Annotated in this window: 17 protein-coding genes and 1 pseudogene; 11 read left to right on the top strand and 7 right to left on the bottom strand. The window is 75.8% G+C overall.

The annotated features are described in order from the left end of the window. The first annotated feature begins 46 nt into the window (after positions 1 to 46). Together LG943_RS18615 and LG943_RS18620 are read left to right on the top strand one after the other, a co-directional pair. A complete protein-coding gene (locus tag LG943_RS18615) occupies positions 47 to 1,006 on the top strand; it encodes a nitroreductase/quinone reductase family protein (protein ID WP_270073591.1) in 960 nt (319 codons plus the stop codon). 257 nt (positions 1,007 to 1,263) lie between these two features. After that, positions 1,264 to 3,060, top strand: a complete 1,797-nt coding sequence (locus LG943_RS18620) for a gamma-glutamyltransferase family protein (protein WP_270073592.1) — start codon at positions 1,264 to 1,266, stop codon at positions 3,058 to 3,060. 82 nt (positions 3,061 to 3,142) lie between these two features. On the opposite strand, the gene LG943_RS18625 is transcribed toward LG943_RS18620, so the two are convergent. Both LG943_RS18625 and LG943_RS18630 read right to left on the bottom strand, forming a co-directional pair. Beyond that, a complete protein-coding gene (locus LG943_RS18625) occupies positions 3,143 to 4,738 on the bottom strand; it encodes a sodium:solute symporter family protein (protein WP_270073593.1) in 1,596 nt (531 codons plus the stop codon). After that, a complete protein-coding gene (locus LG943_RS18630; protein WP_270073594.1) occupies positions 4,735 to 5,046 on the bottom strand; it encodes a hypothetical protein in 312 nt (103 codons plus the stop codon). Before LG943_RS18630 ends, LG943_RS18625 begins: the two co-directional genes overlap by 4 nt. 354 nt (positions 5,047 to 5,400) lie before the next feature. Here LG943_RS18630 and LG943_RS18635 point away from each other — a divergent pair, with 354 nt between their 5' ends. Continuing rightward, positions 5,401 to 5,946 (top strand): inorganic diphosphatase, encoded by a 546-nt coding sequence (locus LG943_RS18635; RefSeq protein WP_270073595.1) that lies wholly within the window; start codon positions 5,401 to 5,403, stop codon positions 5,944 to 5,946. Positions 5,947 to 6,060: 114 nt separating this feature from the next. Here LG943_RS18635 and LG943_RS18640 read toward each other — a convergent pair whose 3' ends face one another. Then, on the bottom strand, positions 6,061 to 7,551 hold the full coding sequence (locus tag LG943_RS18640) for a carboxylesterase/lipase family protein (RefSeq protein WP_270073596.1): 1,491 nt from the start codon (positions 7,549 to 7,551) through the stop codon (positions 6,061 to 6,063). Between the two features lie 483 nt (positions 7,552 to 8,034). On the opposite strand from LG943_RS18640, the pseudogene LG943_RS27780 reads away from it, so the two are divergent. Continuing rightward, positions 8,035 to 8,838: pseudogene (locus LG943_RS27780) on the top strand (SCO6745 family protein); the annotation flags it as partial. Between the two features lie 79 nt (positions 8,839 to 8,917). On the opposite strand, the gene LG943_RS18645 reads toward LG943_RS27780, so the two are convergent. Continuing rightward, entirely contained in the window at positions 8,918 to 9,592 is a 675-nt protein-coding gene (locus tag LG943_RS18645) for a helix-turn-helix domain-containing protein (protein WP_270073597.1), read from the bottom strand. A gap of 68 nt (positions 9,593 to 9,660) precedes the next feature. On the opposite strand from LG943_RS18645, the gene LG943_RS18650 reads away from it, so the two are divergent. From LG943_RS18650 to LG943_RS18660, 3 genes are all read left to right on the top strand, one after another. Continuing rightward, a complete protein-coding gene (locus tag LG943_RS18650) occupies positions 9,661 to 10,425 on the top strand; it encodes an SDR family oxidoreductase (RefSeq protein WP_270073598.1) in 765 nt (254 codons plus the stop codon). A gap of 974 nt (positions 10,426 to 11,399) precedes the next feature. Further along, positions 11,400 to 12,908: a peroxidase family protein gene (locus LG943_RS18655; RefSeq protein WP_270073599.1), complete on the top strand. Its 1,509-nt coding sequence runs from the start codon at positions 11,400 to 11,402 to the stop codon at positions 12,906 to 12,908. A 64-nt stretch (positions 12,909 to 12,972) separates the two neighbouring features. Next, on the top strand, positions 12,973 to 13,749 hold the full coding sequence (locus LG943_RS18660) for a protein phosphatase 2C domain-containing protein (protein WP_270073609.1): 777 nt from the start codon (positions 12,973 to 12,975) through the stop codon (positions 13,747 to 13,749). Between the two features lie 14 nt (positions 13,750 to 13,763). On the opposite strand, the gene LG943_RS18665 is transcribed toward LG943_RS18660, so the two are convergent. Further along, positions 13,764 to 14,345 carry a hypothetical protein gene (locus tag LG943_RS18665; RefSeq protein ID WP_270073600.1) on the bottom strand — a complete coding sequence of 194 codons (582 nt, stop codon included), beginning with the start codon at positions 14,343 to 14,345 and terminating at the stop codon, positions 13,764 to 13,766. A 232-nt stretch (positions 14,346 to 14,577) separates the two neighbouring features. Between LG943_RS18665 and LG943_RS18670 the strand changes: the two genes are divergently transcribed. Both LG943_RS18670 and LG943_RS18675 read left to right on the top strand, forming a co-directional pair. Beyond that, on the top strand, positions 14,578 to 15,408 hold the full coding sequence (locus LG943_RS18670) for an enoyl-CoA hydratase-related protein (protein WP_270073601.1): 831 nt from the start codon (positions 14,578 to 14,580) through the stop codon (positions 15,406 to 15,408). Positions 15,409 to 15,505: 97 nt separating this feature from the next. Further along, positions 15,506 to 16,462 carry a quinone oxidoreductase family protein gene (locus tag LG943_RS18675; protein ID WP_270073602.1) on the top strand — a complete coding sequence of 319 codons (957 nt, stop codon included), beginning with the start codon at positions 15,506 to 15,508 and terminating at the stop codon, positions 16,460 to 16,462. A gap of 105 nt (positions 16,463 to 16,567) precedes the next feature. Here LG943_RS18675 and LG943_RS18680 read toward each other — a convergent pair whose 3' ends face one another. Next, the gene (locus LG943_RS18680) at positions 16,568 to 17,461 is read right to left on the bottom strand and encodes a hypothetical protein (RefSeq protein WP_270073603.1); all 894 of its coding nucleotides are present in this window, start codon (positions 17,459 to 17,461) and stop codon (positions 16,568 to 16,570) included. 396 nt (positions 17,462 to 17,857) lie between these two features. On the opposite strand from LG943_RS18680, the gene LG943_RS18685 reads away from it, so the two are divergent. Continuing rightward, positions 17,858 to 20,476 carry a sensor histidine kinase gene (locus LG943_RS18685; RefSeq protein ID WP_270073604.1) on the top strand — a complete coding sequence of 873 codons (2,619 nt, stop codon included), beginning with the start codon at positions 17,858 to 17,860 and terminating at the stop codon, positions 20,474 to 20,476. Between the two features lie 2 nt (positions 20,477 to 20,478). Next, positions 20,479 to 21,156, top strand: coding sequence for a response regulator (locus tag LG943_RS18690; protein ID WP_270073605.1), 678 nt, complete (start codon positions 20,479 to 20,481; stop codon positions 21,154 to 21,156). Positions 21,157 to 21,267: 111 nt separating this feature from the next. Here LG943_RS18690 and LG943_RS18695 read toward each other — a convergent pair whose 3' ends face one another. Beyond that, positions 21,268 to 22,377, bottom strand: a complete 1,110-nt coding sequence (locus LG943_RS18695) for a glycerophosphodiester phosphodiesterase family protein (protein WP_270073606.1) — start codon at positions 22,375 to 22,377, stop codon at positions 21,268 to 21,270. Positions 22,378 to 22,726: the final 349 nt, after the last annotated feature.

The raw sequence follows: 22,726 nt of genomic DNA on the forward strand, positions 1-22,726 counted from the left end.
TAATAGCTTTGCATCCAAAGATAAATGGACGGGCACCATGACCGACATGTCTGACAGGACTGACGGGTCTAACGGGTCTGAGACCACGACGGAGGAACCGAGCCCCGCCGCCTTCAACCGGCGGGTCATCGCGGAGTTCCGGGCCAACGGCGGCGCGGTGGGCGGGATGTTCGCGGGGGCGCCGCTGGTGCTCCTCACCACCGCCGGGGCGCGGACCGGGCGGCCCCACACCAACCCCGCCGTGTACGCGCGCGACGGCGAGCGCCTGCTGGTGTTCGCCTCCAACGCCGGAGGCCCGCGCAACCCCGCCTGGTACCACAACCTGCTGGCCCACCCGCAGGTCACGGTGGAGATCGGCGACGGGCGCGGCGGGGTGGCGGTGCACGCGGCGCGCGCCGTGCCGCTCGACGGGGAGGAGCGCGACCGCCAGTACGCGCTCCAGGCCGAGCGCGACCCCGCGTTCGCCGCCTACCAGGACGCGACGGCGCGCACCATCCCGGTCGTGGCCCTGCACCTGCTCGACCTCACCGGCGACCCCGAACGCGGCCGGGCCATCGGCGAGCAACTCAAGCGCCACCACGACGACCTGCGCGCCCAGGTCGGGCGGGTGCGCGCGGCCGTGGACCGCCGCCTCGCCGAGGGGGCGCCGGACACCGGCGCGAACGTCGCGGCGGCGGCCAGGCCGGAGGGCGGTGCCGACCTCATGGCGCACTGCCTGTCCCTGTGCGACGCGCTTGGCCTGCACCACATCCGCGAGGACGGCGCGTTCACCGCCTTCGAGGCGGCCTACCCCCACCTCCGCCCCGCCGTCACCCGCCTGCGCGCGGAGCACCGCGCGGTGGCCGACCTGCTCACCGACCTGCGCACCCTCCTCCGCGAGGACACCCCCACCCCCGACCTCCCGGCCCTGCGCGCCGACCTCGCCCGCATCGACGCCGAACTGGACCGCCACTTCACCTACGAGGAGGAGTCCCTACTCCCACCCCTGGGAGTCGCCACCCGCTAGGCAGGAACGGCAAAGGGGCGGGGGGCCGCTGCGGCACATCACCGCGCCCCCGTCGCACACCCCCACCACCGGCCCGCGAACCGATGGCCGCCCGCTGCGACCCCGCCGCCTACTCCTCCGACGTGGGATGTATACGGTAGCCGGGAGCGCGGCCGCCCCCTGAAGGGTGGCTGTCGCCGCACCCTGCCTTCCCCTCCCCCGTCCGTCGCTCCGCCCCTCTCGTCGTTCGTCCCGCCCGCAAGGAGGAACCAGCACCCATGCCCATGTTCACCACCCGGCCCGAGCTGCGCGGGTCGTTCGGCATGGCCGCGTCGACCCACTGGCTGGCCACCGGGGTCGCCATGTCGGTCCTGGAGCGCGGCGGCAACGCCTTCGACGCCGCCGTCGCCGCCGGGTTTACCCTCCAGGTGGTCGAGCCGCACCTCAACGGGCCGGCGGGCGAGGTCCCCATCATCTTCCAGGCGGCCGGCGCCACCCCCACCGTGGTCTGCGGCCAGGGCCCCGCGCCCGCCGCCGCCACCCCCGACGCCTTCGCCGGGCTCGACCGCATCCCCGGCAGCGGCGTGCTCCCGGCCTGCGTCCCCGGCGCGTTCGACGCCTGGCTGCTGCTGGCCCGCGACCACGGCACCCTGCCACTGCGCGACCTGCTGGAACCGGCCATCGGCTACGCCCGGCGCGGATACCCCGTCACCCCCCACATCGTCGGCCACGTCACCGCCGTGCGGGAGGTCTTCACCCGGCACTGGCCCTCCTCGGCCGCGCTGTGGCTGTCGGGCGGCGCGCCGCCCGCGCTTGACTCCTTCCACACCAACCCCGCCCTCGCCGACACCTACGAGCGCGTCGTCACCGAGGCCGAGGCCGCCGGGAGCACCCGCGAGCAGCGCATCAACGCCGCCCGCCGCATCTGGCGCGAGGGCTTCGTCGCCGAGGCCATCAGCCGGTTCTGCGCCGAGCCCCGCCCCGACGGCGCCGGCACCCCGCGCCGGGCGCTGCTGACCGGCGACGACCTCGCCGCCTGGAGCGCCACCTACGAGGAGCCCGTCAGCCTGACCTACGCCGGCCGCACCGTGCACAAGACCGGCCCCTGGGGGCAGGGGCCGGTCTTCCTCCAGCAACTCCTCCTGCACGAGGCCCTGGGCACCGGCGCCGACGCGGAGTCGGGCGCGGCCGGCGTGCTCTCCGCCGAGTTCGTGCACCGGGTCGCCGAGGCCGCCAAACTCGCCTTCGCCGACCGTGAGGCGTGGTACGCCGACCCCGCGTTCGCCGACGTGCCGCTGGCCGACCTGCTCTCGCCCGCCTACGCCGCCGAGCGCGCGAAGCTGGTGGCCGCCGAGGCGTCGCGCGAACTGCGCCCCGGCTCCCCCGGCGGGCGCGCGCCCCACCTCACCGAACTGCGGCTCACCGGCACCACCCCGCTGCCGCTGGGCACCAGCGGCGAGCCGACCGTGGACCGCGCCGGCGAGCAGCGCGGCGACACCTGCCACCTCGACGTCGTGGACCGGCACGGCAACATGGTCGCGGCCACCCCCAGCGGCGGCTGGCTGGCCAGTTCGCCGGTGATCCCCGAACTGGGGTTCCCGCTGGGCACGCGCGGCCAGATGTTCTGGCTGGACCCGCGCTCCCCCAGCGTCATCGCGCCCGGCAAGCGCCCGCGCACCACCCTCACGCCCACGCTCGTCACCCAGGACGGCGAGGCCGTGCTGGCGTTCGGCACGCCCGGCGGCGACCAGCAGGACCAGTGGTCGCTGACGTACTTCCTGCGGCTGGTGCACGGCGGCATGGGCTTGCAGGAGGCGGTGGACGCGCCGATGTTCCACACCAACGGCCTGCCCAGCTCGTTCTACCCGCGCGAGATCTCGCCCGGCCAACTGGTGGTGGAGTCCCGCCTGGGCGAGGACGCCATCGCCGAACTGCGCCGGCGCGGGCACGACGTCGTGGTCTCCGACCCGTGGTCGCTGGGCCGCCTGTCGGCGGTGGCGCGCGACCCCGAGACGGGGGTCCTGCGCGCGGCGGCCAACCCGCGCGGTGCCCAGGGCTACGCGGCCGGACGCTGAGGGCCGGGACGGCGACCCCCAGCCGACCACCAGGCGCAGGGCGGTCCGGGCCGCGCACCGGCCCGGACCGCCCACCGCTGCTTCAGGCCCCGGCGATGGGCGCCTCGGCGCCGCCCGGCCGGTCGTCCGGTCGGGCCTCCGGGCGTTCCTCCCGGCCTGCCGCCGGGCGCTCCTCCGCCCCGCTCGGCCCGATCGGCGCGGCCGACGCGGTCGGCCCGCTCGGCGTGCGGGCGGGCAGCAGCGAGCCCGCCACGCTGATCACCGTGTTCAGCGCGAGCCCGACCAGGCCGCCGTGCACGCCGTACACGTCCTCGACCCCGGCCAGGCTCAGTCCGCCGGCGAGCAGCGCGCCGGCGACCATGCCGTAGAACACCGGCGCCTCGCGCAGCCGCCGCCAGTACAGGCCCACGATGAACGCCGGGACGATCTGGATCAGCAGCTCGAACTTGAGCACGAAGATGTTGACCAGCAGCGTCGGCGGGTTCCAGGCCAGCGCCAGCAGCACCGCCACCGCCGCGATCCCCGCCGCCTTGCCGACCAGCAGCGCCCGCCCCTCGTCGCCGCCCCGCGCGAACCCCTTGCGGTAGATGTCGTTGGAGACGATCGAGGAGAAGCTGAGCAGCACGGAGTCGGCGGTGGAGACGATGGCCGCGATCACGCCGCCGAACAGCAGCACCATCATCGCCGCGAAGAAGACGTTGATCCCGGCGACCTCGTTGGCGAGCATGCCCACCAACTGCTCGGACTCGGTGTCGCCCAGCCCCGGGAACAGCTCGATGCACAGGAAGCCCACCAGGAACACCACCCCGGTGGTGATCAGCGGCATCCACGCCATGGCCGCCAGCGACCGCTTGAGGGTGCGCTCGCTCCGCGACGCGTAGATGCGCTGGATGGCGTGCGGGTAGACGGCCGCGCCGATGCCCACCATCACCACCATCGACAGCCAGTTCACCGAGTCGCGCACCGGCGGCACCGCCGCCTTCTCCGGTTCCGCCGCCACCACGTGGGCGACCGTGTCCCCCAGTGAGCCGCCGGCCAGGTACAGCCCGCCGGCCAGCATCACGGCCACGCCGATGAGCAGCGTCACCCCCTGCATGACGTCGGTGAAGGCGACCGCGCGCATGCCGCCCATCCACGAGTAGGCCAGCATCACCACGACGAACCCGACCACGCCCACCTGGTAGGGCACGGTGCCCCCGGTGAGGCCGGCGATGCCGTGGCCCATCGCCACCAGTTGCTCCAGCAGGTAGTTGGCCAGCGCCCACAGCATCAGCAGCGCGGCCAGCAGGCCCACGCGCCGGCCGCCGAAGCGGTGCAGCAGCCAGTCGGTGGGGGTGAGGAACCCTTCCCGCTTGGCGACCGCGTACAGGCGCGGCGCGAAGAGGAGGTAGCCGCCGATGATGGCGGTCATGAAGGTCACCGACTGCCACCAGGTGAACCCCATGCGGTAGGCGGCCGGGGCGTAGCCCACCACGTTGTTGCCGCTGTACTGGCTGGCGTAGAGGGTGAAGAACAGCACCAGGACGCCGAGGTGGCGGCCGGCCAGGTAGTAGTTGTCCAGGGTGTCGCGCACTCCGGGCCGGCTGCGGCTCACCCAGAAGCCGATGCCCAGCATGATGACGGCGTAGGCCACCAGGACCGCGATCCCCGGCGCGCCCGCGAAGGCGAGGTCGTTCACGCGCCGGCCTCCCCGCTCGCTCCGCGCCGGCCGTCCGCCCGCCGCTCGCGCTCCGCGCGGGCCTCGGCCTCCTCGGCGTCCTCCACCACCGACCACTGCGTGAGGCACAGCCAGCTCAGGTAGGCGCTGAGCAGGACCGACGAAGCCACGGTGACCAGCGCCCACAGGGGCAGCCCCAGCACGATCGGCTCGACGGTGCCCGGCGGCCAGTACAGCGGCACGCCCGCCAGCAGGAGGAGGGCCAGGACGATCCAGATCCACGGTTTCCGGATGGGCTCCCGGACCGGTTTGTCCGATGATGGGGCCACAGCGACCTCCGTTCCGCCCGCCCGCGTGCCCGTACCGCCGCGGCTGGCGGGGCGCCGCGGCGGCGGGTGGCCGTGGGCGGCGCCGCCGTCCGCGCGCACGCGGGCGGGTGCGGCACCTCCCGCCGCAGGATGTTACGTGCGTCACTCCCCGTGCTCGCACCCGGGGTGCGGACCGCCACTGATCCCTCACTCCCCGCGTACGGCCCAGGCGCTCGCGCGGGCGCTGAGGGGGCACGGGACGACGGCCCCGCCACGGTGCCGGAGCGCGGACCCGGGTAGCGTTCGAGGGGACGCGGCGGTGCCGGCGCGGCGCCGGCGCGGCACGGTCCGCAGACGGCGACGAGGAGGGCTGGCATGGAACTCGACATGGTGGTCGAGATCCCGCAGGGGTCGCAGAACAAGTACGAGATGGACCACTCGGTCGGCCGCATCCGGCTGGACCGCCACCTGTTCACCTCGACCCAGTACCCGGCCGACTACGGCTACTTCCCCGGCACCCTTGCCGAGGACGGCGACCCGCTGGACGCCATGGTCCCGCTGGAGTGGCGGTCCTTCCCCGGCTGCGTGGTGCGGGTGCGGCCGGTGGCGGTGTTCTGGATGCGCGACGAGGGCGGCCCCGACGCCAAGGTGCTGTGCATGCCGGCCGGCGACCCGCGCCTGGAGCACGTGCGCGACCTGCGCGACATCCCCCAGCTCCAGATCAACCAGATCAAGCACTTCTTCGACATCTACAAGCGGCTGGAGCCGGGCAAGAGTTCGGAGGTGCGCGGCTGGCAGGACCGCGCGGCGGCCGAGGCGACCGTGCTCGACGCCCAGCGGCGCGCCGCCGAGCACCCCGACCGGCCCGTGGTGTGGCCGGGCCGCCCGGGGCACGTGCCGCCGCCGGCGGTGCCCCGCTAGCGGAATACGGGCCGGTGGCGGTGCCGGTAGTGGCGGCGGCCGAAGCGCGCCCGAGGCGACCACGGCGGCGCGGCCGGTCGGTCCGCTGACCGGCCCGCCGGCCGCGCCGGTCGGTCAGTCCGCCAGCCCCTCCCACAGCAGCCGGGTGCGGGCGCCCGGGTCGCGCACCGTGCCCGCGCCGTAGTGGTCGAACCGCATGAACACGCGCTCGGCGGGGTCCCACTCCGGCCAGCCCGGGTCGCCGGTCGTGGCGAAGTCGATCCAGGCGCGGTGCATGGCGTCGGCCAGCGCTTGCGGCGCCTCCGGCCCGGCCAGGGTGCGCCCGTCGGCGAGGTTGTCGAACACGAACGGGATCTCCAGCGCGTGGCAGGCGCCCAGCGCGCCGTCGAAGCGCGGCGAGCGCCAGGTGAACTCGTAGGCGTGGCTGCGGCCGCCCCCGGCGGCGGCGCGCGCCTCCAGCGCCCGGTAGGCGGGGATGCGGAACACCGCGTCGGTGCACAGCGCGCAGTAGGCGTCGCCGGGGGCGCCGCCCGCCTCCTCGGCGTAGACGGCCGCCGCCTCCTCGGGGAGGCCCAGGACGCGCGCCTCGGCGGCGAGGCGGTCGGCGCCGATGGCGGGCAGGATCCCCGGTGGCACCAGGAACAGGCGGTACTCCTCGCTGGTGGTGCCGATCAGCAGATCGATGCCGGCGCCCTCGCCCGCGCGCAGCGCCTCCACGGGGCGTTGGGGCAGCAGTTCGCCGTCGACCACCGGCGCGAACGGCAGCGCGCCGGTGCGGCGCAGCCGCGGCCCCCAGCCGCGCCCGCCGCCGCGGCCGCGGATCTCGATGTCGATCCGCACCTGCTCCTCCAGCAGCGCCTTGACGGGCACCCCGGCCAGGCCATCGGGGGTGGCGGGCACGCCCAGGCGCTCGGCGAGCGCGGCGGCGATCCGGTCGGCGTCCTCGGGGTGCTGCACGGTGTGCCCGGCGCCGGACTGGGCGATCGCCCGGTGGAACAGGGCGCGGGCGCGCGGGATCGCCATCAGCGTGACGACGCTCATGGCGCCCGCCGACTCCCCGAAGACGGTGACGCGGGCGGGGTCGCCGCCGAACGCGGCGATGTTGTCGCGCACCCACTCCAGCGCGGCGATCTGGTCGAGCAGGCCCCGGTTGTCGGGCGCGCCCTCGACCCGGGCGAAGCCCTCGGCGCCCAGGCGGTAGTTGAAGGTGACGGCGACGACTCCGTCGCGGGCGAACGCGGCGGCGTCGTAGGCGGGTTCGGCGCCCGAGCCGTTGGTGAAGGCGCCGCCGTGGATGTACACGAGGACTGGTAGGCCGCGCTCGCCGGTGCCGGGGGTCCACACGTTGAGGTTGAGGTAGTCGGCGCCGGGGATGCGGCGCTCGGGCAGGGCGTCGGCCAGGCCGCCGAGGTAGGGCGGGTGCGGGGCGGTGGGGCCGTACTCCACGGCCTCGCGCACGCCCGTCCACGGCTCGACCGGGCGGGGAGCGCCGAACCGGTCGGCACCCTGCGGCGGGGCGGCGTAGGGGATTCCGCGGAAGACGGCGATACCGTCCTCGACCGCTCCCCGCACCCGGCCGTGGGCGGTGGTGGCCTCTGCCTGCATGACGTGCTCCCTACGTCGGGGGTGGGTGGGGGCGGGGTGGGGACCGCGCACCGGTGTCCCTCCCCGTTCCTACGCAAACCAACCGGTCGGTGTCAATACCGATGGGTAACGTCCCAGCGCCCGCACGCCCAAGGAGCAGGGCCGAGGGGCGGTCGGAAGGGCCGTGCGGAGGAAGCGGCCGGAAGGTCGGGGACATGGGAACGAGGCCAAAGGAGGCATGCCCCCGAGATGCGTCCGCAGGAGCGGGCAAGGGTGGACCCGAGGAGCGGGGCCGCCCGATAGCCGGGCCGAGGGAGTGGCCGGAAGGCCGGCGGCGGGGGAGCGAAGGGAGCGGTCCGAAGGGCCGCCCAAGGCTCGGCCCAAGGAGCAGGTGCCGCCCGAGGGCCGGGGCGCCGTTGTCTAGCCTTGCGGTGCGGACGGCGTTGCCGCGCCGCACCCCCTGCCGTGCGCCACGGCGGTCCGACCGAACGAAAGGCGGCCGACATGACCCGCGCCACAGCCCTCTCCCCCGACCTCGCCCGCGCGGCGTGGGCAGCGGTGGAGCCGATCCACCTCGTCGTCTACTTCGCCCCCGAGGCGGCCGAGCACTACACCGGCATTGGCCTGGAGCCGGTGGGCATGGGGTACTTCGCCTCCCGCTCGGCGCCGATGGGCGCGGCGACGCCGCAGACCGTCACCGCGACGTTCTACAGCTTCAGCCCGACGCTGATCTCCTCGGTCATCCCGCACGCGTGGTCGATCGCCGCTCCCGAGGCGGTGCTGAAGGCGCGGCACACGGTCGCCGACACCGCGCTGCGCCGCATCCTGGGCGCCGAGGTCGCGGATTCGGCCGAGGTCCGCGAGGCCGCCGACCTCGCACGCACGGCGGCGCTGGCGGCGGCCGAGCACGCCCAGGGGCGCACGCTGTTCGCCGCGCACGCCGCGCTCCCCTGGCCCGAGGAGCCGCACAACGTGCTGTGGCACGCGGCCACCCTGCTGCGGGAGTTCCGCGGCGACGGCCACGTGGCCACCCTCCTGACCTCGGGGGTGGGGCCGCTGGAGGCGCTGGTGACCTACGCCGCGGCCGGCGGGGCGCGGCCCTCCACGCTGCGCCGCACGCGCGGCTGGGCCGACGAGGAGTGGGAGGCGGGGGTGGCGCGCGCCGCCGAGCAGGGCTGGGTCACGGCCGGGGAGGACGGCGCGCCCGTGCTCACCGACGCGGGCCGCACCCTGCGCAGCGACCTGGAGGCCCGCACCGACGCGCTGTCGGTCCCGGCCTTCGCCGCCATCGACGAGGACGGCTGCCGCCGCCTGGCCGACCTCACCGCCCCCCTGATCACCGCCATCCGCGCCGAGGGCATCCTGCCGGGCACCCGCCCCCGCCTTGTCACCGGTCGGCGCCATCGGCGCCGGCCACCGCGTCGTCGCCGAAGGCGGCGGCCAGCGCCTGGGCGATCAACTCGGGCAGGTCGGCGCGCCCGTCCTCCTCCGCCCAGCGCACCAGGGCCGTGTGCAGGGCGGCCAGGCAGGCGCCCGCCGCCGCGTGGGCGCGGAACGCCGCCTCGGGGCCGGCGGCCTCGGCCCCGAGCGCGTCCACGATGGCCTGCTGGAGCGCGACGTTGCTGTCCAGGTGCCGGGCGCGCAGCGCGGGCGTGGAGATCATCAGGCGCAGCCGGGCCAGCAGCAGGTCGCGGTCCCGCTCCGGGTCCCCGTCGCCACCGTCACCTCCGCCGTCGCCACCGCCATCCCCGCCGCCGCCCGCCAGCAGCGCGGCGGCCTCGACGAGCGCGCGGCCGATACGGCGGACCAGCGGTCCGTCGGGCGGCGACGCGGCGATCCGCTCGGCGACAAGCCGGTCCCGCCGGTCCACCAGCACGAGGTCCTCCTTGGTCGGAAAGTGCCGGTAGACGGTCATCGGTGACACGCCCGCCGCCTCGGCGACCTCCGTCACGGTCGTGGCGTCGTATCCGCGTTCGGTGAACAGCCGTACCGCGTGCCCCTGGATCATGCGCCGCGTCTCGGCCCGGAGCCGGGCCCGCAGCGGTGAGCGCCCCTCAGTCATGTGGTAGACACTACCCCAGTGGTAGCGACTACCACTTTGCGAGCGACTAACAGGAACAGGTGGGCGGCATGGACGGACTGAGCGGAAGGACGGCCCTGGTGACCGGCGCCTCGCGCGGCATCGGGCAGGCGGTGGCCACCCGGCTGGCGGCGCAGGGCGCGGCGGTCGCCGTGCACTACGGCACGGACGCGGCCGGCGCGGCGGCCACGGTCGCCGCGATCGAACGCGCGGGGGGCACCGCCTTCGCCGTGCGGGCGGAACTGGGCACCGACGACGACGCCGACACGCTCCTGGCGGGGGTGGCGGCCGGACTGGCGGGCCGGCCGCTGGACATCCTCGTCAACAACGCCGCCGCCCCGCCGGCCGGCCCCATGGGCACCACCACCCGGGCCGAGTTCGACCGCCTCTTCGCGGTCAACGTCCGCGCGCCCTACTTCATCGTCCAGCGCGCGCTGCCGCTGCTCGCCGACGGCGGCCGGGTCATCACGGTCTCGTCGGTGGCGACCCGGATGGCCAACCCCGCGCAGACGTCCTTCGCCATGACCAAGGGCGCGGTCGAGACGATGACCCGGACCCTGGCCAACGAACTCGGCGTCCGGCGCATCACGGTGAACGCGGTCGCCCCCGGCGCCACCCGGACCGCGACCAATGCGGCGGCCTTCGCGGCGCCGGGCCTGGTCGAGCACATCGCCGGCTCGACCGCGCTCGACCGGCTGGGGACGGCCGAGGACGTCGCCGACGTGGTGGCGCTGCTCGCCTCCGACGCCGCCCGCTGGATCACCGGCCAGGTCGTGGACGCCAGCGGCGGCCTGTTCCTGGGACCGCGCGCCTGACCGGGCGGCGCCGGCGCGTCCCCCGCCGAGGCTCCGCCCGGCGCCGCCTCCGCGCACGCGGCCGTGGCCGTATGTGAGGGGTGATCGCGACGGGAACGCGCCCGTCGCCGCAGCCGGCAGGGATTACCCGGGATCCGCCGGGCACCCCCTACCGCCGCACACCGGACCACGCCCGCGCGCGGGCGTGGTCCGGTGTGCGGCATGGTCGAACACCACGTCGCGACCCCCGCCCGCTCCGCCTTCCGTTCCCCGACCCGGTGACCGCACGCCCCCACCACCCGCCGCCCTTAGCGCTCCCTCGTCCTACATCGGCCACCCGCCGGCGGGCCGATCACCGTGCACGCCCGTCACCCCCGACACACCCGCCACCTCGATCACGCTCCGTGCGTTCTCAGCGTGCGCGAGGATGGATTCGGTCGGGCGGGGGTGGGGTAACGGCACTGGGCGCAATCCCGTCACTTCCGCGAACACCGTGTTACCGAGCGCGACCGGAATTCCACGCCGTTACATTCCGCGACGAGTGACGCGCATCGCCGTAACCGGGAGGGATCACCCCGGATCCGCCGGGCGCGTCACCCTACAGTCCCTCACCCGAGTCCGCCGCCTCCCGCTCCCGCCCGCGCGCCCCGGGCGGGCCAGGCGTGCGGCGTGGGCGGATGCCGCGTCCGGCCGCCCGCGCCTCCGGCTCCCGGCCCCCTCCGCACCCCGTTCGCCCCCCACCCTCCCGCGAACCCTCCCCCGGCTCCGCGCTCCGGGCTCCCCGCGGGCGGCTGGTTCGCTTCTTCCCGCGCGACGGCCGCAGGCGGCCAGGGGTGTTGCCGCCCTTTTCCGCGCCCCGGATCGTCGGCACTGGCAGCGGTGCGCGACGGCCGCCCCGGTCCGCGCCGCACGCCTCCGGGCGGCGCCGGCCCCACGGCCGGCGCCGTCCCGGACGCACCGCGCCGTTTCCAGGGAGATCCAGAGAAGAGGACGCAATGAAGGGTTCCGCACTTCCGGTCCAGCCCGAACAGCGCCCGGTCGAGGTCGCCGGCGCCGGGGCGGCGCTGCCGCAGCCCGACGCTCCCGCGCGCACCCACGGGTTCGTCCAGCGCGGCCTGGCCCGGGTGCCCGAGTCCCCGCTGTTCGAGGGCCGCTTCGGGCGCATGTTCCGCCGCCTGCGCCCGCTCCTGCTGAGCCGGGACGAGATCGCCGACCTGGCCGCGCGGATGGCCGACCAGCCGCCCGCCGAGCCCGAGCTGGACAACCCCGGCATCCCGGCCGGCTACACCTACCTCGGCCAGTTCATCGACCACGACCTCACGTTCGACCCCACCCCCCTCCAGGCCCGCCAGGACGACCCCGACGCGCTGACCAACTTCCGCACGCCGCGCTTCGACCTCGACTGCCTCTACGGGCGCGGCCCCGCCGACCAGCCCTACCTCTACGACGCCGAGCGCCCCGGCCGCTTCCTGATCGGCCGCCACGACGACCAGTTCGACCTGCCGCGCAACGAGCAGCAGACCGCGCTCATCGGCGACCCCCGCAACGACGAGAACATCATCGTCAGCCAGCTCCAGCTCACCATGCTGCTGTTCCACAACGCGGTGCTGGACCGCGCCGAGGAGCTGCGCGCCGCCGAGCCCGCGCCCGAACCCGACGACTTCACGCTCGCGCAGCGGATCGTGCGCTGGCACTACCAGTGGGTCGTGGTGCACGACTTCCTGCGCCGCATCGTGGGCGAGGAGACGCTGGACGCGGTCCTGCGCCGCGAGCCGCGCGTGCCCGGCGGCCGGCCCGTCGAGAAGGCCGTGCCGGAGTTCTTCCGCTGGCGGCGCGCCCCCTTCATCCCGGTGGAGTTCTCCGGGGCCGCCTACCGCTTCGGCCACTCGCTGGTGCGGGCGCGCTACAAGTTCAACACCACCGTCCCGGCGCTGCCGATCTTCACGCCCGAGCCCATCGCCCAGAGCGACCCGCTGTCGCACCTGGGCGGGTTCCGCATCCTGCCGCCGGTCTGGCAGATCGAGTGGCCGCGCTTCTTCCCGCTGGAGGAGGGCCGCGAGCCGGTGCCCGCGCGCGCCGTGGACACCCGCATCGTGCCGCCGCTGCTGGAGCTGCCGCCGGAGGCGGCGGCGGGCGTGGCCTCCCTGGTCGAGCGCAACCTGACCCGGGGCGTGCGGCTTGGCCTGCCCTCGGGCCAGGCCGTGGCGGGCGCGATGGGCCTGGACCCGCTCTCCCACGCCGACCTGGGCCTGCCCCGGCGCGGCGGGGCGCCGCTGTGGTACTACGTGCTGCGCGAGGCCGAGGTGCTGGCGGGCGGCCGCCACCTGGGGCCGGTGGGCGGGCGGATCGTCGCCGAGGTGTTCGTCGGCCTGCTCGCCGCCGACCCGTCGTCCTACCTCAGCACCGACCCGGCCTGGACCCCCACGCTCCCCTCGGCGCGGCCGGGCGAGTTCACCATGTCCGACCTGATCCGCTTCACCGGGTTCGGCCTGGCCGAGGTGTGACCGGCGGGCCGGACGCCCGGCGCCTCCGCGCGCGGCGGGCCGCCGGTAGGCTCGCCGCGTGCTGATGCGCATCGCCAGTGAGCAGGGCCACGGCGCCGTGAACGAGGACCGCGCGGCGGCGGGGGCCGACTGGGCGTTCGTCCTGGACGGCGCCACCGAGCCGCCCGGCCTGGACACCGGGTGCCGCCACGGCGTGACGTGGCTGGTGGACCGGCTGGCGGCGGCGCTGGCCGCCGAGCTGGCGGCCGAGCGGCCCGCCGCCGCCCTGGCCGACTGCCTGGCGGCGGCCATCGAGCGCACCCGCGCCGACCACGGCGGCGGCTGCGACCTGGCCAACCCCGACAGCCCCTCGGCCACGGCGGCGCTGGCGCGCCCGGCCCGCGACGGCTCCGGCGGGCTGGAGTACCTGGTCCTTGCCGACTGCACGGTGCTGCTGCCCGATCCCGGCGGCGGCGTGCGCGCCGTCACCGACGACCGCGTGGACCGCCTGCCCGGCGGCCGCCCCTACACCCGGGAACTGGTGCGCGCGCACCGCAACGCCGAGGGCGGGTTCTGGGTGGCCGGCGCGGTGCCCGAGGCCGCCCACCGCGCGGTGGCGGGCACGGCGCCGGGCGCGCGGTTCGCGCTGCTGACCGACGGCTGCGCGCGGCTGGCGGACTGCTTCGGCCATTCGTGGGCCGAGGTGTGGCGGCGGCTGGGCGAGGCCGGGCCCGAAGGGGTCATCGCCTGGGTGCGCGCCGAGGAACGGACCCGGGGCGTGCCCCGGGGCAAGCCGCACGACGACGCCACCGCCGTGCTGGGCGAGTTCGACCCTCCGCCGCCGCGCCCGTTCGCCTCCTGAGCCGGCCGACCCGCCTAGAACCGCGCGTAGTCGTGCCGGGCCGGGTGGCGCCAGCGCAGCGTCGTGGTGAGCCCCTGCTCCTCCACGCCCTTGCGCTCCATGCCCGCGCTGCGGCAAACCTCGGCGAAGAACCCCGCCAGCTCGGTGCGCCCCTCGATGTCCAGCGCGAGCACCCGGAAGCTCTCGGGCTCGCCGTTGACGGTGCGGATCACCAGCTCGGGCGGCATGCGGTCCTCGAACCCGAAGTCCAGCGCCTGGATGCTGTCGGCCCGCATCCGCAACTGCACCGCCACCAGGTCCTTGAGGTCGAAGGACTTGGACTCCAAAAGGCGCCGGCGGCAGCGGCGGTAGAGCAGCACGGAGCCGTCGAACACGAAGCTGGTCTGGCCGTGGCGGACGCGGCTGCGCCACAGCAGCACGACCAGGGCGGCCAGGAAGCACACCGAGAGCCCGGAGCTGATCCACAGCATGGCGTCGCGGACCCCGAACAGAGCGCAACCGGCGAAGAGGGTGAGACCGAGGAGAGCCACCTTGCCCAGTTGCGACCAGAACTGGTGCGTATCGTCGGTGTAGATCCGTGTTCGTACAGTTGACACGGGAAGGCTCCCTCTCACCGTGCGCGGGACCACGATGCCGGAATCAACGACGCCCAGGGGGAATCTACCCGAGTTGTCCGAGATGCGGGAGTCCGCAGTTGGATGTACGCCACGCACCTTCCGTCCGTCCTGTCGCCCGCCCTGCCGCCCGTCGCCGCCCGCCCGTGTCCACCGCCGTCCCGCCAGCACCCCACCGCCGTCCCCGCCGTCCCACCGCGCCCGAGGAGGCGACATGACCGAGCCCGCCGACCCCGCCGCCACCGCCGACCCCTTTGCCGGCTCCCCCGACGACCCCGTGCTCGGCGACCTCCACGACGGCGTCCTGCGACTCACCCTCAACCGCCCCGACCGGCTGAATGCCTGGACCCCGGCCATGGCCGACCGGCTGACCGCGCTGCTGCGCGCCGCCGACGACGACCCCCGGGTGCGCGCCGTCGTGATCACCGGCGCCGGGCGCGCCTTCTGCGCCGGCGCCGACATGGCCGCGCTCAGCGCCATCAGCGGCCAGGAGGTCCGGGTGGACGGCCGCGCGCTGGCCCTGCCCGCCGAGCTGCGCAAACCCGTGGTGGCCGCCGTCAACGGCCCGGCGGCCGGGGTGGGCCTGGTCCTCGCCCTGTTCGCCGACGTCCGCTTCGCCGCCGACGACGCCAAGCTCACCACCTCCTTCAGCGCGCGCGGCCTGGCCGCCGAGTACGGCGTGGCGTGGCGGCTGCCGCGCCTGGTCGGCCAGGGCCGCGCCCTGGACCTGCTGCTGTCCTCGCGCGTGGTGCTGGGCGCGGAGGCCGAACGCATGGGGCTGGTCGACTTCGCCCGCCCGCGCGAGGACGTGGTGGCCGACGCGCTCGACTACGCCCGCACCCTGGCCGCCACCTGCTCGCCGTGGTCCATGGCGGTCATCAAGGGCCAGGTGCTGCGCGCCGCCGAGAGCGGCTTCGGCGCCGCCGCCGACGACGCCGCCGGCCTGATGGCGGAGTCCTTCACCGGCCCCGACTTCGCCGAGGGCGTGGGCAGCTACCTCGACAAGCGCCCGCCCCGCTTCCCCGGCCTGCCGCCACGCCGCTGAACCCCCGGCGTGGACCCGCCGTGCGACGCCGACTAGGCTCGACGCGACATACCGGGCGGTCGGTCCGCCCTGAAGTCCGGCAACGGGAGGCAGCCACGTGCGAGCGATCCAGATCACCGAGTTCGGCGGCCCGGAGGTCCTGCGCCCCGCCGAGGTGCCCGACCCCCGGCCCGGCCCCGACCAGGTGCTGATCGAGGTCGAGCGCGCCGGGGTCAACTACGCCGACACCCACCGCACCGAGGACAGCTACGTCGCCGCCACCTCGCTGCCGCTCGTGCCGGGCAGCGAGGTGGTCGGCCGCACGCCCGAGAGCCGGCGGGTCGCCGCCCTGCTCGACGGCGGCGGCTACGCCGAGCGGGCCGCCGCCCCGCGCGCCATGGTCTACGACGTCCCCGACGGCGTGGACGCCGTCACCGCCCTGGCCATGCTGGTCCAGGGCGCCACCGCCTGGGTGCTGCTGCGCCGCAACGTGCACCTGGCCGAGGGCGAGTCGGTGGTCGTGCACGCCGCCGCCGGCGGGGTGGGCTCGCTGGCGGTGCAGCTTGCCAAGGCGTTCGGCGCGGGCCGCGTCATCGCCACCGCCAGCAGCGAGGACAAGCGCCGCCTGGCGCTGGAGCTGGGCGCCGACGCCGCCGTGGACTCCCGCGCCGAGGACATGACGGCGGCGCTGCGCGAGGCCAACGGTGGTCAGCGGGTCGACGCGGTCCTGGACATGACGGGCGGGCGCACCACCGACCAGAGCCTGCGGGCGCTGGCGCCCTTCGGCCGCCTCGCCTTCTACGGCATGGCCTCGCGCGAGGCGCCCTCGCCCGTCGATCTGCCCGCCCTGCTGCGCCACTCCACCACGGTGAGCGGCATGTGGCTCAGCCAGGCCTTCGCCCTGCCCGGCGACGTGGTGCGCCAGGCCATGACCGAGCTGTTCGACCTGGTGCGCGCGGGCCGGCTGCGCGCGGTCGTGGGCGGGGAGTACCCGCTGGCGGAGGCCCGCCGCGCCCACGAGGACCTGCGCTCGCGCGCCACCGTCGGCAAGCTCGCGCTGGACCCCACCCGCTAGCCGCCCGGCCGGCGGCGGGGCCGCTCCCGGGCGTGAGTGCGCGCGGCCGGGACCTGGGCACACCCGCCCCGGGTCCCGGCCGCGCGCTCACAGCGTCGTCCGCGCTCACGCCGTCTGCGCGGTCTCCCCGAGCCGGCGGTCGACCAGCTCCGCGATCGCCGTCGCGGTGTCCAGCTTGGCCTGCGGCGACATGTCCGCCGCGCCCTGGTACATGATCTGCACCATCACGTTGCGGTCGTAGAAGTGCGCCACGGCCCAACTGTCCATGTCGTCGTAGGTGCCGTAGTCGTCCTCGGCGTTGGAGAACACGGCGGCGTAGCCGTCCTCGCCCAGCCCCAGCGAGCGCAGCCGGATGTCGGCCACCACGCCGTCGGAGATTTCGACGTGGCGGGCCGTGGCCTCCTCCTGGGCCAGGCCGCCGGTCAGCTCCCGCCGCTCGCGGTCGAGCGCGCGCTGGAGGGTGACGTACTCCGAATCCCGGGTCTCGGGGCCGTAGCGGCGCAGGCTGACGGTCATCAGCCCGGCGGCGTCCTCGTCGTCGTTGACCGACCAGCACTCCACCTGCTGGAGCACGGCCGCCTCGGCGGTCTCGCCCGCGCCCAGCGCCTCGCCCTCCACGCTGCCCCCGGCCAGCTCGGGGATCTCGGTGACGGCCTCGGGCGGCAGCAGGCCCCGGCAGTCGGCCAGGACGGTGTAGGGCGGCCCCGGCGCGGCCAGGCTCCACAGGATGCCGCCGACCACCGCCAGCGCCACCGCTCCGCCGATCCCCACGCCGCCGATGACCCACCACCGGCCGGCGGGCATCGGGGACCGGGGGGTGCCCTCGGGCCGGCCGCCGCCGGCCGGCCCCGGATCGCCCGGCCCACCCCACCCCGGGGGCACCGGCCCACCGGGGGTGCCGGGGAAGTCGGCGCCGCCCGCACCGCCCGGCGCGCCCGGTCCGGCGGGCTCCGGCGACGGCTGGGACGGCTGCGGCGGATACGGCGGCTGGCCGGCCATGGCGGCTCCTCGTGGTGCGCGTGGGGCGGGGGAACGGAACCGGGGGGCGTCCGCGCCGGTGCGCGGCGCGGGCGGGTGCGGCCGGTGGGCCGAAGGCGTGCGGCGGGCGGCGGGCCGCCGTGGTCGTCGTGCTCGTGGTGGGTGTCGTGGTCTCGTGGTCCTTCCGGTCGTCGTAGTTATGCCACCCCGACGTGTCGGCTACACGAACGCCGGGGAACCGGACGGCCCACCCCGGCGACACACCCCCGTCACCCCCGGGCGAGCGTCCCCGCCCCCGCGAACCCCCGCCGCACCTTGCCTCCGGACCCCGCCCCGGGCACCCTCGCGGCCCCCCGGCCGCCCGCCGCACCCCCCGCATGACCTGGGGCACTTGCCGCGTCGGCTAAGAATGGGTGCGTGGCACGAGGCAAGCTCCGCATCTACCTGGGCGCCGCACCCGGCGTGGGCAAGACCTACTCCGCGCTGAGCGAGGCCCGGCGCCGCCGGGAGCGCGGCACCGACGTCGTCGTGGGCCTGGTCGAGACCCGCGACCGCCCCCGCACGGCCGAACTCCTGGACGGCCTGGAGGTCCTGCCGCGCGCGCGGGGCGGCGCCGCGCCCGGCGAACTCGACCTTGACGCCCTGCTGGCCCGCGCTCCCCGGGTGGCCGTGGTCGACGACCTCGCCCACACCAACGCCCCCGGCACCCGCAACGCCAAGCGCTGGCAGGACGTGGAGGAGCTGCTCAACGCCGGCATCGACGTCATCACCACCCTCAACATCCAGCACGTGGAGTCGCTGAACGACGTGGTGGAGCGCATCACCGGCGTGCGCCAGCGCGAGACCATCCCCGATGAGATCGTGCGCCGCGCCGACCAGATCGAGCTGTGCGACATGTCGCCGCACGCCCTGCGCCGGCGCATGTCCCATGGCAACATCTACCCCGCCGAGAAGATCGACGCCGCCCTCTCCAGCTACTTCCGCGAGGGCAACCTCACCGCCCTGCGCGAACTCGCCCTGCTGTGGGTGGCCGACCGCGTGGACGAGGGCCTGGCCCACTACCGGGGCGAGCACAAGATCCGCCAGACCTGGGAGGCGCGCGAGCGCGTCGTGGTCGCGCTGACCGGCGGCCCCGAGGGCGAGACCCTGATCCGCCGCGCCGCCCGCGTGGCCGCCCGCTCGCGCGGGGGCCGCCCCCAGCCCAGCCACCTCATGGCCGTGCACGTGGTCTCCGGCGACAACCTCGCCCACCCGCTGCCCGACGTGGTGGCCGCCCAGCGCCGCCTGCTCGCCGAACTCGGCGGCACCTACCACCAGGTGATCGGCAAGGACGTCCCCACCGCGCTGCTGGAGTTCGCCCGAGGGGTCAACGCCACCCAGATCGTGCTGGGGTCCTCCCGGCGGCGCAGTTGGCAGTACGTCTTCGGCCCCGGCGTGGGCGCCACGGTGGCGCGCGAGTCCGGCGACATCGACGTCCACATCATCACCCACGAGGAGGTCGGCCGGGGCCGCAACCTGCTGCCGCCGCTGGCCGGCAGCCTCAGCCGCGCCCGCCACCTCTCGGGCTGGGCCATCGGACTGCTCGGCCCCGTGCTGCTGGCGGCGGCGATGCGGCTGGCGCCCGGCGACGGCCTGGGGCTGGCCACCCACGTGCTGGTGTTCCTGGTCGCGACCATCGCCGCCGCCATGGTCGGCGGGCTGTGGCCGGCGCTGGTGGGCGCGGTGTGGAGCACCCTGCTGCTGGACCTGCTGTTCACCCCGCCGCTGTACGGGCTGTCGATACACGGCACCGACAACACCGTCGCCCTGGCCGCGTTCATCCTGGTGGGGGTGCTGGTGGCGTTCGTGGTGGACCTCGCCAAGCGGCGCGCGCTCCAGGCCAGCCGGTCCAAGGCCGAGGCGAGCACGCTGAGCCTGCTGGCCAGCAGCGTCATCGACGGCCAGGAGCCGCTGCCCGCCCTGCTGCGGCGCATCTGCGAGACCTTCGGCCAGCGCTCGGTCGCGCTGCTGCGCCAGGAGGACGACGGCGCCTGGACCCGGGTCGAGAGCGTCGGCGACGCCCCCTGCGCCCTGCCCGACCAGGCCGACGCGCTGGTGTCGGTCAGCGACTCCCTGGCGCTGGCCCTGCGCGGCCACGTGCTGCCCGCCGCCGACCGGCGCATCCTGGGCGCGTTCGCCACCCACATCGGCATCGCGCTGGAGCGCCAGCGGCTGGCCCGCGACGCCGCCGAGGCCAAGCGCCAGGCCGCCCGCAACAAGATCCGCACCGCGCTGCTGGCCGCCGTCTCCCACGACCTGCGCACCCCGCTGACCTCCATCAAGGCCAGCGTGTCCAGCCTGCGCTCGGTCGACATCGAGCTGGACGAGGCCGACCGCGCCGAACTGCTGGAGAACATCGAGGAGTCCACCGACCGGCTCAACGGCCTGGTGGGCAACCTGCTGGACATGAGCCGGCTCCAGACCGACACCGTCCAGCCCAAGATCCGCGCCGTGGGGCTGGAGGAGGTCGTGCCGGCCACCCTCATCGGCATCCCGCCGCACACGGTGTGCGTGGACGTCCCCGACCACCTGCCGCGCGTGCGCGCCGACGCCGGGCTGCTGGAGCGGGCGGTGGCCAACGTGGTGCAGAACGCCGCCCGGCACAACCCGCCCGACGGCCCGCCGATCCGGCTGGCGGCCAGCGCGCTGGGCGACACCGTGGAGCTGCGGGTGGCCGACCACGGCCCCGGCGTGCCCGAGGAGCACAAGGACCGCATCTTCGAGGCGTTCCAGCGGCTGGGCGACGCACCGCGCGGCACCGGGATCGGCCTGGGCCTGGCGGTGGCGCGCGGCTTCACCGAGGCCATGGACGGTACCCTGATCGCCGAGGACACCCCGGGCGGCGGGCTGACCATGGTGTTCACCCTGCACACCAGCACCGCCGACCCCGTGCCGGGCGGCGCGCCCGCCGGCGCCGAGCCCGGTCCACCGGGCGGCGGCGCCGACACCCCGCCCGAACCCGCCCGGCCGGCGGGCGCCCCTGAGACCGAGGTGTGACGATGCGGATCCTGGTCGTGGACGACGACGCGCAGATCATCCGCGCCATGCGGATCAACCTGCGCGCGCGCGGCTATGACGTCGACACCGCCACCGACGGCGCCTCGGCGCTCCAGGCGGCCGCCAAGCAGCCGCCCGACGTCGTGCTGCTGGACCTCGGCCTGCCCGACATGGAGGGCGGCGAGGTCATCGAGGGCCTGCGCGGGTGGACCTCGGTGCCCATCATCGTGCTGTCGGCGCGGCACTCCTCCAGCGAGAAGGTCCGCTCGCTGGACGCCGGCGCCGACGACTACGTCACCAAGCCCTTCGGCATGGACGAGCTGCTGGCCCGCATCCGCGCGGCCCAGCGCCGCTCGGTGCACGTGGAGGAGGCGCCGGTGGTGGCCACCGCCGCGTTCACCGTGGACCTGGGCGCCAAGCGGGTCACCCGGGGCGACGCCGAGGTGCGGCTGACCCCCACCGAGTGGCACATCCTGGAGGTGCTGGCCCGCAACGCCGGGCGGCTGGTCAGCCAGCGGCGGCTGCTGCACGACGTGTGGGGGCCCAACTACCAGAGCGAGACCAACTACCTGCGGGTCTACATGGCCCAGCTCCGCCGCAAGCTCGAACCCGATCCCGCCCACCCGCGCTACCTGATCACCGAGGCGGGCATGGGCTACCGGTTCGAGAAGGACGGCTGAGGGCGGCCGTACAGGGGTCTAAAGACGGCCGGGGCCGCCCGCCGGGCGGCGGGCGGCGGGCGGCCCCCGTGGGCACTGCGGGCGCTGCGGGCGCTGCGGGCACCGTGCCGGTCAGGGCCGGCGCTGCCCCCGCTCGTGGATCTGCCGCGCCCGGTACAGGTGGTCGGGGTTGTCGCTGAACACGCCGTCCACCCCGGTCGCGTAGACCGCCGTGTAGTAGTCGAGGTAGTCGCCGTAGCGCGTGGGGTCCTCGCCGATGTCGTAGCCGTTGGGCAGGTGGGCGTTCTCGCTGCGCAGCGTGTAGGGCGTCACCAGCAGGCCCCGGTCGTGGGCGTCGGCCACCAGCGCGGTGGGCTCGCCCGCCCGGCCGTCGGCGCCGATGGGCAGCACCCAGCGCAGGTCGGGGCCGATCGCGTCGGCGTACTCGGAGATTTCATCCAGCGCCTCGGGCGTGGTGAGCGCCCCCTGGGAGCCGCTGATGAGCTGCACCACGCGGGCGTCCACGAGCCGGTCGACCTCGCGGGCGCTGGCGGGCTCGAAGGACTGCACGATCACCGGGGAGCGGCGGCCGTCCAGCCCGCGCTCCCGCAGGGTCTCGGCCAGGATCCCCTCGGTGTCCAGGCCGATGGAGTCGAAGTAGCCGCCGTGCTTCAGCTCGGGGATCAGCAGCAGGTCGCGGTCGCGCCGGCGGCCCTTCTCCCAGACCTCCAGCACCTCCTCGAAGGTGGGGATCTCGTAGCGGCCGTCGTAGCGGGTGTTGCGCGGCCGGATGTGGGGGATGCGCTCCTCGGCGCGCAGCGTCTTGATCTCGGCCAGCGTGAAGTCCTCGGCGAACCAGCCGGTGACGCTGACGCCGTCGATCACCTTGGTGGTGCGGCGGTCGGCGAACTCGGGGCGCTCGTCCACGTCGGTGGTGCCGCCCAGCTCGTTCTCGTGCCGCGCGATCAGGTGGCCGTCGCTGGTGGGCACCAGGTCGGGCTCGATGACGTCGGCGCGCTGGCGGATGGCCAGCCGGTAGGCGGCCAGCGTGTGCTCGGGGCGGTAGGCCGAGGCGCCGCGGTGGGCGGTGACCCACGGGGTCTCGATCAGGGACTCCTCGCCGCCGCGCCCCTGGGGGCGGTCGTCGTCGGCGGCGGCGGGCGCGGCCGGGACCAGCAGGGCGAAGGCGAGGAGGGCGGCGGTGAGGGCCGGTCGGCGGCGGAGGGGCGCGAAGCGTCGCATGGGGGCTCCTGGGACGGGCGCACGGGGGCGCGGGCGCGGGAGGGGGGATCGCGGTCGCGGACACGGTCGGGGGCGTGGACACGGTCGGGTCAGCACCCTGCCGCGCGGAGGCGACGCCGCGCCGCACCGCCGCTGAACACCGGCCCACCGCCGGCCGAACACGCGGGCGGCCGGGCGGGGGCCGGTGCGGGGAGCGGGGCGACCAGGAAGGTCGGAGCGGGGCCGGAGGCGGGACGGGGGCCGGTGCGGGCGGGGGCGCGCGGTGCGGGGGGCGGGGGGGCCCCCCCCCCCCCCCCCCGGGGCGGGGGGGGGGGCCCCCCCGGGGGGGGGCCGCAGGGGGGCGCAGTGG

Origin of the sequence: Streptomonospora mangrovi (assembly GCF_027604915.1) — a bacterium.
In the GTDB taxonomy this organism is placed as follows: Bacteria; Actinomycetota; Actinomycetes; order Streptosporangiales; family Streptosporangiaceae; genus Streptomonospora; species Streptomonospora mangrovi.